Source organism: Brevibacillus sp. YAE8 (genome assembly GCF_057543335.1).
On record NZ_BAAIYG010000003.1, the window covers coordinates 472,808 to 484,157 of the forward strand.

At 52.8% G+C, this 11,350-nt stretch carries 7 protein-coding genes, 7 tRNA genes and 1 rRNA gene; 3 read left to right on the plus strand and 12 right to left on the minus strand.

From position 1 onward, the window contains the following. Positions 1-14: 14 nt before the first annotated feature. Positions 15-1,559, plus strand: a complete 1,545-nt coding sequence (locus tag AC27IT_RS07820; RefSeq protein WP_487091714.1) for a PucR family transcriptional regulator — start codon at positions 15-17, stop codon at positions 1,557-1,559. Positions 1,560-1,561: 2 nt separating this feature from the next. Here the strand turns inward: AC27IT_RS07820 and ablB are convergent, their stop codons facing one another. Continuing rightward, a complete protein-coding gene (gene ablB / locus AC27IT_RS07825) occupies positions 1,562-2,416 on the minus strand; it encodes a putative beta-lysine N-acetyltransferase (protein WP_026557000.1) in 855 nt (284 codons plus the stop codon). Positions 2,417-2,787: 371 nt separating this feature from the next. Here ablB and AC27IT_RS07830 point away from each other — a divergent pair, with 371 nt between their 5' ends. After that, positions 2,788-3,516, plus strand: coding sequence for a glycerophosphodiester phosphodiesterase (locus AC27IT_RS07830; protein WP_005831958.1), 729 nt, complete (start codon positions 2,788-2,790; stop codon positions 3,514-3,516). A 52-nt stretch (positions 3,517-3,568) separates the two neighbouring features. On the opposite strand, the gene mnmL is transcribed toward AC27IT_RS07830, so the two are convergent. The 3 genes from mnmL to AC27IT_RS07845 all read right to left on the minus strand — a co-directional run bounded on the left by mnmL (position 3,569) and on the right by AC27IT_RS07845 (position 6,352). After that, positions 3,569-4,537, minus strand: a complete 969-nt coding sequence (gene mnmL, locus AC27IT_RS07835) for a tRNA modification radical SAM protein MnmL/YtqA (protein ID WP_026556999.1) — start codon at positions 4,535-4,537, stop codon at positions 3,569-3,571. Between the two features lie 203 nt (positions 4,538-4,740). Beyond that, the gene (locus AC27IT_RS07840) at positions 4,741-5,979 is read right to left on the minus strand and encodes a glycosyltransferase family 2 protein (RefSeq protein WP_005831962.1); all 1,239 of its coding nucleotides are present in this window, start codon (positions 5,977-5,979) and stop codon (positions 4,741-4,743) included. A 288-nt stretch (positions 5,980-6,267) separates the two neighbouring features. Continuing rightward, positions 6,268-6,352: transfer RNA gene (locus AC27IT_RS07845), tRNA-Leu, on the minus strand. A 356-nt stretch (positions 6,353-6,708) separates the two neighbouring features. Here AC27IT_RS07845 and AC27IT_RS07850 point away from each other — a divergent pair. After that, positions 6,709-6,966, plus strand: a complete 258-nt coding sequence (locus AC27IT_RS07850) for a hypothetical protein (RefSeq protein ID WP_005831964.1) — start codon at positions 6,709-6,711, stop codon at positions 6,964-6,966. A gap of 1,950 nt (positions 6,967-8,916) precedes the next feature. On the opposite strand, the gene AC27IT_RS07855 is transcribed toward AC27IT_RS07850, so the two are convergent. From AC27IT_RS07855 to AC27IT_RS07890, 8 genes are all read right to left on the minus strand, one after another. Further along, positions 8,917-9,090, minus strand: coding sequence for a hypothetical protein (locus tag AC27IT_RS07855; RefSeq protein ID WP_283859073.1), 174 nt, complete (start codon positions 9,088-9,090; stop codon positions 8,917-8,919). 524 nt (positions 9,091-9,614) lie between these two features. After that, a tRNA-Arg gene (locus tag AC27IT_RS07860) sits at positions 9,615-9,691 on the minus strand. Between the two features lie 6 nt (positions 9,692-9,697). Then, positions 9,698-9,771, minus strand: a tRNA-Cys gene (locus tag AC27IT_RS07865). A 5-nt stretch (positions 9,772-9,776) separates the two neighbouring features. Beyond that, positions 9,777-9,852: transfer RNA gene (locus tag AC27IT_RS07870), tRNA-His, on the minus strand. 33 nt (positions 9,853-9,885) lie between these two features. After that, a tRNA-Trp gene (locus AC27IT_RS07875) sits at positions 9,886-9,959 on the minus strand. 1 nt (position 9,960) lies between these two features. Next, a tRNA-Met gene (locus tag AC27IT_RS07880) sits at positions 9,961-10,037 on the minus strand. Positions 10,038-10,048: 11 nt separating this feature from the next. Continuing rightward, positions 10,049-10,139: transfer RNA gene (locus tag AC27IT_RS07885), tRNA-Ser, on the minus strand. Between the two features lie 49 nt (positions 10,140-10,188). Continuing rightward, positions 10,189-11,350 (minus strand): 23S ribosomal RNA (locus tag AC27IT_RS07890); the annotation flags it as partial.

Genomic DNA, 11,350 nt, shown 5'->3' on the forward strand with positions numbered 1-11,350 from the left:
CGGAGGTGTGCCTCGTGACGATTACGATCAGAGAGGCTCTGCAACTGCCTGACATGGTGCAGACGCGGTTGATCGCCGGAGCGGGCGGACTGGACAATCCGATTCGCTGGGTGACGATTGTCGAGGTGCTCGAAGACGCCAGCCGGCTGCAGGAAGGCGAGTTTTTGATTACGACCGGATTCGGCCTCGCTGAAAATATGGAGCGGCAAAGCTCGTTCATTCCGACGTTGGCGAGGCAAAAGCTGAGCGGAGTCGCCATCCATACCGGATTTTACTTGCGGGAAATTCCCGAAAGCTTTCTTGAGCTGGCTGATCGCCACCAGCTCCCGCTCATCGAAATTCCGACCGAAATCAACTTCTCGACGATTACCAGAGCCATTTTGCAACCGATCGTCAACCGGCAGTTCGAGACGCTCGCCTATTCGCAGGCGATCCACAACCGGATGATCGACGCTGCCCTGTCCAAAGGCGGTCTGCCTGCCATCGCCGCCGAGTTGGCAGAGCTGACGGGCGGCGGCGTGACGCTTTTGGATGCGCTCGGCTTTGAAGTGACCCAGCACGGCTGCCCGACAGCGCCGACCGATGACGAAGCGAGAGAGCACGTGCATACGGTACCCATCCGCGCCAGTCGCGAGCATTTCGGCACGCTCAGCCTGGCCAAGCCGCGGGAAGCGTGGAAGGAGCTGGACGATGTGGCGCTCCAGCACGCAGCTACCTTGTGTGCGCTCGAATATGTAAAAGAACGCGCCGTTTCTGCGACAGAATGGCGGCTGAAAGGCGACTTCGTCGAGGAGCTTTTAAACGGAAAGCCGATGAGTCCGCAAGAGCTGGAAAGCCGCTGTCGCATGCTCGGATACCCGTTGTCGGGCAAGCATCTCGTCGTGGCCGTCAAGGTGGACACTGCCGAACCGGACAGGCTCGGGGAGCTGCACCAAAGCGCCATCACGCTGATGCGCAGGCTTTGCGACCGCCACCAGCGCTCGTATTTGCTGCGAGAACGGCCTCATTGCCTGCTGTTCGTGCTGCCCGATGACCGGACGAGCCTGCAGCTCTTGGAGCAGTTCACAGCGCGCTGGGAGGGGCTGCATTCCTCCACTCCCTTGCAGGTCGCCATCAGCAATCCGCGCGATCAGTTGACAGATGTTTCTGGCGCGTCCGAGGAAGCCATGTTCGCGCTGCAAGCCTATCCCTTGCTCGCCCGCGCCCCGCAAATGCTGCGCTACTGGGACATGCAAGGCTACCAGTTCCTGTTTCCTTACCACCGCGACGAGCAGAGCATGCTCGGCTTGTGGAAGCCGATCCTGGAGCCGTTGATTCGCTACGACAGCAAATACAACCAGCAGCTTCTGGAGACGCTGGAGGTGTACCTCGCGCAAAACGGGAACGGCCTGCAAACCTCCCAAGCGTTATATATTCACCGCCACACCTTGAAATACCGCCTGACCCAGATCGAGGAGAAAACAGGCTACCGCCTGGAGGATGCCCATCAGCGCTGGCAGCTTCAACTGGCGCTCATGGCCCGCCGCCTGCAGCAGCAACTGTTTCCTTCCCGCGAGTAGCCTTATTCGTCCCTGGTTTGCCGCAGCGGCTTCACCCAGATGTTCATATCTTCGAATCCGGAAAAAATCGTGCAGTTGTTGATGAGCCGACCGCGGTATTCATAGCCCATCTTGGCTGCTGTCACGTTCATCCCGGCCGATTGCGCCCGGGTCAAGGTATAGAGATAGTAAATCCCTGCCTCCTCCATCTTTTTTTCCAGAGCGCAAAACAGCGGCTGGAGGAGGCCTTTTCCGGCGTGATCGGGGTGGGTGGCACAGTCGGTCATCTCCGCCGAGCCCATCCGCTCCGACACTTCGGCAGACGCTGCGCAGGCGATCTTCCCGGCATGCTCGACGACGAAGTACACCGTCCCCTCCTGCATCGTCTTGCGCACGTAATGCGGATCATCCATGGGGGTAGGATACGTCGCGAACACAAGGCCGTACAGGCGTGCCAGCTCCTCTGCATCTGCCTCTGTTGCCGGACGCATGCTGTACCCTTCCGGCAGCGGCTTTTCTTCCCCCGCTCCCGCCTTTGCCAGACTCAGCGCCAAAATTTCCTCCGCCAGCTCAGGCGCTGTCGACGTCGCCCGTTCCTCTGTCACATACGCCGTGAGCATGTAGGCATTTTCTCCGCGAAAAAATCCGTCAATGACCCCTTCCTGCCGATAGCCAAGCGCGAGCCACTCCGCTACGTCCCGCTTTTTCCCGTAGACGATCAGCTTGGTGGCATTCGACTTCTCGGCCACCTGCCGCAGCATCTGGTCGTATTCCTTCAGCCGCGCCCGGTCGTACAGATGCAGCTTGACCCTGCGGTTTTGCCGATCGTCCACCAAATCGCCCGCAGCGAGCATTTCCTCAATCTGTGTCTGTGTCATGAAACTACCCCTCCCCTTTGTTTCCTTGTGCTTTCATTGTAGCAAATGGAGCTTCTCCGTCATCTGCCAATCTGTATAAAAAGTGGGCAGCCAGGCACAAATGCGGGCAGGTTGGGCATTCGACGAGCGCCATTTTCCCTATGGGTTCATAAGATGAAGGGAGTTGCTCCATCTGGGAAGGAGGGGGTATTAATGAGCTGCAGCAGAAACAACGATTTCGCCCTTGTTTTGGTCCTGTTCGTTCTCCTCGTCATCGTTCTCGTCTCAATCTCATAGAATCTCTTTTGTGCCCCTCAGGATAGGTAGTATCGAGGGGCCACTTACATATGCATGTAATATGCATGACACGTCTGAGAAGGGAGGAAGCCCACGTGTCCACACTTGTGTTCGCGCATCGCGGCGCTTCCGGCCTGTATCCGGAAAACACGATGGAAGCCTTTCACGCTGCTGTCCGCAAGCGGGCGGACGGGATTGAGTTGGACGTCCAGCTAAGCCGCGACAACAAGCTGGCCGTCATTCACGATCACCGACTGGAACGGACGACAAACGGCTCCGGTCCTGTGCGCGGCTATACGATGCGGGAGCTGCGCCAGCTTCGCGCAGACAAAACTTGCTCCACGCGTTATCCAAAAGCCCGGATTCCCGTTTTGCGCGAGGTATTTCAAGCCTTTTCCGATACATCGTTACGCTTTATTATCGAATTGAAAAATTTTTTTCAAAACCAGCCCCACCTTGAAGAAAAAGTCATTGAGCTGATCCAGCGCTATCAGCTCACGGAGCGAACGATCATTTCCACGTTCAACTTCGACAGTTTGTTGCGCATCAAAGAACTGGACCCTGCGCAAACGACCGGCCTTTTATACGTCGGCCCGCTCGCAAAACCGTGGGCAGTCGCAAGCCAGTATCGTTGCGAGCAGTTGCACGTCCCGTACGACCAGCTCACACCCGAACTGGTTCAACAGGCCAAACAGCGCCAGTTGACCGTCTACGGCTGGACGGTAAACAGCAGTCGGCAAATCCAGCGGGCCGTCGATATCGGCGTGGACGGGATCATTACCAACTATCCGGGGCGCGCCAGAAAAATCATCCATGTTGAATAGCCACGAAAAAAGGAGCCTTCTCGGAGGCTCCTTTTTGTTTATCAATCAACTTTTACCTGTGCGGAACATAAAACTTCCCTTGCCAACTGTTTCGGCGGTTCAGCTCGGCATTGATCCCGTTCAGCACTTCCCACTTTTTGCGGCTCCACATCGGACCGATCAGCAAATCCTTTGGCCCGTCGCCTGTGATGCGGTGGACGATCATTTCCGGCGGCAAAATTTCAAGTGTATCGACGACGAGCTTGGTGTACTCCTCCTGCGAAAGAAATTCCAGCAGGCCCGCTTCGTACTGCTTGACCATCGGCGTCTTGCGCAGCAGGTGCAGCAAATGAATTTTGATCCCTTGCACGTCGAGATGGGCGACCGCATCGGCCGTCTGCATCATTTCTTCGTGCGATTCTCCCGGCAACCCGTAGATGATGTGCGTACAGACGCGAATGTTGTGCTTGCGCAGCCTCTCCACCGCATCGACATAGCAGGCGTAGTCGTGCGCCCGGTTAATCAGTTGCGCGCTATGCTCGTGGATCGTTTGCAGGCCCAGCTCCACCCACAAATACGTCCGCTCGTTCAACTCCGCCAAATACTCCACCACATCGTCCGGGAGACAGTCAGGACGCGTTGCGATCGAGAGGCCGACAACTCCTTCCTGCCGGAGAATGACCTCGTACATCTCGCGCAGTTCGTCTACAGGGGCGTACGTGTTCGTGTACGCCTGGAAAAAGCCAAGGTATTTGGCCTGGGGCCACTTTTCATGCATCCGGGTTTTCACATCGTGAAACTGGCGCTTTAGATCCATTCTCCGGTCCCCGGCAAAATCGCCGGAGCCGCGCGCACTGCAAAACGTGCAGCCACCCGTCGCGACCTTGCCGTCCCGGTTCGGGCAACTGAAGCCCCCGTCCAGCGGAACCTTGAAAATTTTTTCGTGAAAAGTCGAACGCAAATGGTAGTTCCATGTATGGTATCGTTTATCTCCCCACAGCAAGGGAGTATCGTGATCGCAATGTTGTGGTGCGAGCTTCATCGCCGTATTCCTCCTCGTGGCCCGGCTGCGGGTTCGGTTTTGTCCGCGCAACCAACGCTCAGGGTGCCTTTTTCCCAGTTGCAACGCTTTCTCTTTTCGTGTGGTGATCGCGTCATTATACCAGATCACAGGCTCCTTTCGCCACTTTCGCTAACAGAAAAACCACAGGGCGAGATGCACCTGTGGTCTTTTGCTTCACGTGCCTATTGCTGGATCTCCTCGATACGAATGGCGCGAGTGTGGGACGTATGGCTCCACACCTGATTTTTCTTGGTGAAAAACGCGTAAAACATGATCGGCAGCCACGTCAGGAAAAAGAACGGCAACAAGAGCAGTCCCAAATATCCTTTTAGTGGCACTTTCTCGAGGTAGAGCGCCAGAATCGGCAATAAATAAAACACAGCCGTAGATCCGTACACCAGCCAGGTTGGCAGGATGGTAGCAGCAGGCGTCAGAGCCGCAATGTCAAAATATCGGCCCAAAAACAGCAAGGACATCATCGTCACCATCAGCACGTACATCGGCTGGAACAGGTAGAAAGCCGCGTCAAGCATGCCCAGCCTTCTTGCCTTCAAGCCGTTTTTCAGTACGCTTCCGATGTAGCGTCCAGCCACATCGTAGTGACCTTGCATCCAGCGCAAGCGTTGGCGCATCGAAGCTTTCAAGTCAATCGGCTTCTCATCCCATACTTTCGTATCATGGGCCCAGGTCGGATAAATGCCGCGCTCAATACAACGCGTAGCAAACTCCAGGTCTTCCGTCAGGCTGGTTGCTCCCCAGCCCATCTCCTTGAGCAGATTGCTCTCGATGCACAAGCCCGTACCGCCTAACGTGTTCGGCAGGCCAAGGTTGTGACGGGCCAACTGCCACATGCGGTTTGTAAACCAATACGTCACAGCATAAGACAGGGTAATCCAGGAGTCAAACGGGTTTTTCGAATCCAGATAGCCTTGAATCACGCGCGCCCCTTTGACCAGACGGTCGTTCATCACTTTCAGGAAGTTCTTTTCAACCAGGTTGTCTGCATCAAACATGACGACTGCATCGTACTGCTTTGGCCTTGCCCAGAGGTTCTCCAGCATCCACTCAATCCCGTAGCCTTTTCCGCGCTTGGACGTGTCAAAACGCTCGCACGCGATGGCTCCGTGTGCCCGACTGATCTCAGCAGTGTTGTCAGTACAGTTGTCGCAAATGACGAAGATGTCGTACATTTCGCGTGGGTAGTCCAGCTTTTTCAGGTTCTCAATCAGTGGAGCGATTACGGCACTTTCGTTATGCGCCGCAACCAGTACAGCAAATGTTTTTTGTGGCTCGCTTGTCACCTGCTCCTTTTTGCGGAACAGGCCCGCACAAGAAACCAGCGTTTGGTACGTGCTAATCACACCTACCGTTGAAGTGAATCCGATGAATAATCCCTCAATGATCTCTCTAATTACACTCATGGGTTCTTCTCCTCGACCTGAATCAAATTGGGTCTGATCTGATTCAGGTAGTGTTGTTTTTCCAACATTTCTCTATTGTATTTCTCCCAATTGGGAGTGTACATCAAAAGCGTTTCAAGATCAATGACCCAAAAGTGGGAAAAAAGAAGGCACTGCTAACACCTTTCCCACCTTTTTCTCTTTCTATTCGACAAGCCTTGAACATGAGCAGAAAAAAAAGCCCTTGTCGAAAAGGCTTGATTTATTTCGAAAACACGAGGTCCAAGCTTAGTCCCCGGTTCGATACGATGGTGCGGTCGGCGAGACTCGAACTCGCACGGGTCGCCCCGCCACCCCCTCAAGATGGTGTGTCTGCCAATTCCACCACGACCGCCTGTTATCCGTGACCGTTTGTGCAGGTAACCAATTCCTTACCTGCCGCAGAATCACGTTTTTGAGTATACACAATCCATTTTTCGAAGTCAATAGCGTTTCCCTCCATCTGAGTGCCCAAATTCTATCTGGGAACCGCATTTATTTCCTGTCGAAAACACGCGGATTTTGTTTGTTTTTCCAAAAATAGGGACAGTAGTCTTGGGATCCGCTCTCCTCGATTCGCCACGATTATGCATAGACCGCAGCGCCATATTTTTCGGCTTTCTTACATATTTCAGTGCGAAAAAGACAAATTATTACCAGTAGTGGAAGGCCAACTTTCTCAAAAAAATTTTTCGTCATGGGGGAAAAACGATGATTCCCGAGAATATCAAACAGCTTCTGCACGATATTCGGCTCATTGGCGGCGGCATGAAGCAGTATGAGCATCCAGATGATTGGCAGCTAATCCGCAACCTGGTTGGCGACGAGCTGGAGGTCGATTTGAGCGATGCCACTCCCGAGTATTGGGAGAAGCTCCGTGCTTCCCTTGAGAGCGAAAAGGCGGTTGCGCTAGAAAAAGCAGAGCGGCGTTACCTGCATGGCCTTTACTACTACAATCCCTTTATTTGACCACGATATGTTCGTGGTCTTCCTTTCTGGGGTGGGGGCAGCGGCTGCGGTTTGAGCAAGGGCTTTGCCAGGTTTCTGCTTGCGGGGGTTTCTGTTGTACTTGGCTTTGTTTTGGCTGTTCTGTTCTTTGGGTGTGCTTTTGCCGTTCTTCTTCTCTGATGCATACCGCGTGGTGCAAAACGACTGCTGTAGCGTCAAGTAGCTATTCATGCTTAGGCGTCTCCAGACGAGTTTCAGCACCTTTCAGGACTTTTCAGGACCTGGATTTGACTCTGACTCCCACCATCGGTTGGATTGTATCGTTTTGTCGTTTTGTCCTCTTGCCCTTGCGTTTTGCTACTAGACTATTTGCTCTGTGAAAATAGCAAAGGTCGCCGGGCAATGATCGGATAACACGAAGGAATGTCCCTGAACGGCTTGCATGGTCTGTAGCCTGTTTCCTTTCGTCCACTTGCCAATGACTGTCCTCTTTCTGACGACGGTCCTCTCGCCACTGACACTCTACTTTCCGAGGACGGAGAAAAATAGCAGCCCTTGAAATCATTTTTGCAGAGAGGAGTATCTTTTTTTCTTGTGATACGTTATATAGAATAGCGAGTGAATTTTCAGGGGAATCTACTCGTAGTGAATATGCTCGTCCATCGAAAAGCTTCCTTATTATATGTGTGTCATTTTTAGTCATTTTCTGTCGACAAAATGGCTCTTATTTTGTTACATTTTTGCGAGTCTCTACGTTTTGCCGTTCAGCTCTTAATGGGTTTTCAACCTAAAGTCTCTTCGCCTTGCAAAAATCGGTTTGAGTTGCCCTAGCGTGTAGGAAAGATAGCTATGAGAGGCTGTGCGTTTTTGAATTTTTTTTTGGCTCGTTTGTGTTATAGGATTGGTCGGCTATATACATAAAAGCTGCTTTGCAGGTATGAATAGATCTGAATAGATCGTAGAGGTAGGAAAGGTGGGGAGTTATTTGCGGAGTAAGTCGTCCTGTAAACACCTCCTTGTAATACACGTACATGCTTCGTGCTGCGTACGGATAAAAGTGAGAACGTGGTAAGAGAGTACTTTGCGCTGTTCATGTATCATGCACGGAAGCTTTCCTTCCCCTCTCCTGTCTACGCACGCTCTGCTATTGAATGAGAGCGAAGAGGCCCCTATATCTCGCGGCAGCAAAGGCCGCCTAATCGCAAGCAGGATCGTTTTTCGCAAAAAGGCTGGATTGTGCGTTGCGGTTTTGCAGAAGTCAAACAGATGAAAATTGGTCAGATGCAAAAGGCATGCGGCATCATACGGCAAGTCGGCAAGTCTTGAGAACACCCCTCGTGCATTTGTTGTTCTTTCCTCCTGAACTCGCGCGTACGCCTTCTGCTTTCTCGCTCTAACCTTCGTGAGAAACTGACATGGGAACGAAAGCGGGCGCCAGTAGCTGCACTGCATCGTGTTCTCAGTGGGATATGTACACTTTGTCTAATTCGTACTAAATATAGCGGTACCAGGTCTTAGGCGTCGCTAACAGCCTTCACAACTTCTGTAAACTTTTACCTCTCCTACTTATGCCGTTCCTTGAAGCACGCCTCGGATTCGCATACACCATCGTGGCCGAATTGCCTTCCATTTTTCCGAACACGTGCAGCATATATGCCGCCAGTTCTCTTGTACAATCGTGAAAATGATGAGACCCGGCTTCCTGCTTGCAGTTCGTCTACAACCGCTAATTTTGCGGCGCACAAAGCCTTTCATCGTGTCGTCTGGAAACGCAGACTTTGCGCTCGACTTCACGCCTGCCTAGGCCGTCTGCTGTTCAACGGAGCGTATGCCCTGCTGCCCAATGTTACTGTGGAACCAAAAACGACTCAAACACGCTCCTGGTCGTCTTTGACATCGTGTCTCCCTGCTGCAGAAGTTTGGGGTAAAAAAACCACCGACCGGAACCGACTCCGCTTAGTGGGCGTTTGCTTATTGTTTCTCTACCGTAATTTTCGTGGAAAGATACACGCGCACGTTTTGACCGTTTTCCTTGTAATCAATTCCATAATAAATCGTGTAAACCCCTGGCTTCCCCGCTACGAAAGAAGGCACTTCCCTGCGGTATCCATCCGCATCTACCAGCTTTTCTACGTTCTTCGTCAATTTATAACACCCGGTATCGCTGGACGCATTCCAACCGTTTTGGCGCTCTTGCCTTTTGAGTGCTTTCCAACTAAAAAGATCTTTTCCCTACTTTGACTGTTGCTTCCGGTGGGCTAAAAATAATGGGTTTCGTTTTTTTGACAGTCAAATTCCACCCCATACGTTCCCAGCTTGATCTTGCCTTTTAATTGAATAGCTGAAATGAAAAGTACCTTCTGTTTCCGACGTCGGAATCTTCCCTTTCCCCCAGTTACTGTCGTTTCCTGTTTATATCGGACAACGCTACATCTAGCTCGCATATCTTACCTCACGAAAAAAGACCTCTTTCAAACTCAAATGAGAAACTTGAGTCTGTAAGAGATCTTTTTTAACCAAAAAGTGTCGTGCTGTCTAAAATCCCAGCCTGGATAATTCCCACGTTCTCCACGTTCGCTGCATATGACCGCCGACCTTCAAATGACCTGACGCAATCACGCAATCATTGACGTTTGACAAACGCTGTCATATCACAGTTTTAACAAGTGTGGCGTCCCAGGAGAGATTCGAACTCCCGACCGACGGCTTAGAAGGCCGTTGCTCTATCCTGCTGAGCTACTGGGACAGGTGATGGAGGGAGTACCCGGATTTGAACCGGGGATAAGGGTTTTGCAGACCCGTGCCTTACCACTTGGCTATACTCCCATGTATGGGGCGATCGATGGGACTTGAACCCACGAATGCCGGAGCCACAATCCGGTGCGTTAACCCCTTCGCCACGACCGCCATATCAATTTGCAGGAGAACGCGTCGCTCTTCTGGCAGGGGCAGTAGGAATCGAACCCACACCAAAGGTTTTGGAGACCTTCGTTCTGCCTTTAAACTATGCCCCTTTGGTAGCGGTGGAGGGAATCGAACCCCCGACCTTTCGGGTATGAACCGAACGCTCTAACCAGCTGAGCTACGCCGCCGAAATAAAAAATGGCGGAGAGTGAGGGATTCGAACCCTCGCTACGCTTGCGCATACTAACGGTTTAGCAAACCGTCCCCTTCGGCCTCTTGGGTAACTCTCCGTAATTATATGTTCCTTCAAAACTGAATATGCATGCTTGCTAAGAGTGTGTGGATAAGTCCTCGACCGATTAGTATTCGTCAGCTCCACGCGTTGCCGCGCTTCCACACCGAACCTATCAACCTCATCGTCTATGAGGGGTCTTACCAGCTTAACGCTGTGGGAAATCTCATCTTAAGGGGGGCTTCACGCTTAGATGCTTTCAGCGCTTATCCCTTCCATACATAGCTACCCAGCCGTGCTTCTGGCGAAACAACTGGTGCACCAGCGGTATGTCCACCCCGGTCCTCTCGTACTAAGGGCAGCTCCTTTCAAATTTCCTACGCCCGCGACAGATAGGGACCGAACTGTCTCACGACGTTCTGAACCCAGCTCGCGTACCGCTTTAATGGGCGAACAGCCCAACCCTTGGGACCTACTTCAGCCCCAGGATGCGATGAGCCGACATCGAGGTGCCAAACCTCCCCGTCGATGTGGACTCTTGGGGGAGATAAGCCTGTTATCCCCAGGGTAGCTTTTATCCGTTGAGCGATGGCCCTTCCATGCGGAACCACCGGATCACTAAGCCCGACTTTCGTCCCTGCTCGACTTGTAGGTCTCGCAGTCAAGCTCCCTTCTGCCTTTACACTCTACGAATGATTTCCGACCATTCTGAGGGAACCTTTGGGCGCCTCCGTTACCTTTTAGGAGGCGACCGCCCCAGTCAAACTGCCCACCTGGCATGGTCCTCTCGCCCGATGAGGGCGACGAGTTAGAAACTCCGTACATCAAGGGTGGTATCCCACCGACAGCTCCACAGAGGCTGGCGCCCCTGCTTCTCAGCTTCCCACCTATCCTGTACATGATGCACAAAGTTCCAATACCAGGCTACAGTAAAGCTCCATGGGGTCTTTCCGTCTTGTCGCGGGTAACCTGCATCTTCACAGGTATTATGATTTCACCGGGTCTCTTGCCGAGACAGCGCCCAAGTCGTTACGCCTTTCGTGCGGGTCGGAACTTACCCGACAAGGAATTTCGCTACCTTAGGACCGTTATAGTTACGGCCGCCGTTTACTGGGGCTTCGGTTCAAAGCTTCGCTTGCGCTAACTCATCCCCTTAACCTTCCAGCACCGGGCAGGCGTCAGCCCCTATACTTCGCCTTGCGGCTTCGCAGAGACCTGTGTTTTTGCTAAACAGTCGCTTGGGCCTTTTCACTGCGGCCCCCTCGGGCT

Coding starts and splice junctions, on each gene's coding strand:
- ablB (WP_026557000.1), bottom strand. CDS start 2,416: ATGACACAGACACAGATTGAGGAAATGCTCGCTGCGGGCGATTTGGTG.
- AC27IT_RS07850 (WP_005831964.1), top strand. CDS start 6,709: ATGATTCCCGAGAATATCAAACAGCTTCTGCACGATATTCGGCTCATT.
- mnmL (WP_026556999.1), bottom strand. CDS start 4,537: ATGAAGCTCGCACCACAACATTGCGATCACGATACTCCCTTGCTGTGG.
- AC27IT_RS07840 (WP_005831962.1), bottom strand. CDS start 5,979: ATGAGTGTAATTAGAGAGATCATTGAGGGATTATTCATCGGATTCACT.